Origin of the sequence: Zoogloea sp. LCSB751, from assembly GCF_002028455.1 — a bacterium.
GTDB lineage: Bacteria > Pseudomonadota > Gammaproteobacteria > Burkholderiales > Rhodocyclaceae > Zoogloea.
This window is the reverse complement of record NZ_MWUM01000601.1, coordinates 1-237: the sequence shown is the minus strand read 5'-3', so window position 1 is coordinate 237 and position 237 is coordinate 1. Positions and strand designations below refer to the sequence as shown.

The window sequence follows — 237 nt, the reverse complement described above, 5'->3', positions numbered from 1 at the left end:
GTTCACAGCTTTGGCAGGCACAAACTCCACAGATTGCTAAACTGGGTGTTTTGAAGTCAGCTATTGAGCATGCACTTGCAGCAAATGCAGTCATTACCGACGAAGCTAGTGCTTTGGAGTTTGTAGGTCAACCCGTTCAGGTCGTACAAGGCCGTTCTGATAATATTAAAATTACCTATCCTGATGACCTAGAGCTTGCACGACTTATTTTAGCGGCACAATAAAAAATAATTGGAT

1 protein-coding gene is annotated in these 237 nt (G+C 42.6%); it reads left to right on the top strand.

Going from position 1 to position 237, the window contains the following annotated elements; translation table 11 throughout:
- A partial coding sequence (locus tag B4920_RS27870) for a 2-C-methyl-D-erythritol 4-phosphate cytidylyltransferase (protein WP_173862747.1) occupies positions 1 to 224 on the top strand: 224 nt, incomplete at its 5' end.
- Between the last annotated feature and the right edge of the window lie 13 nt (positions 225 to 237).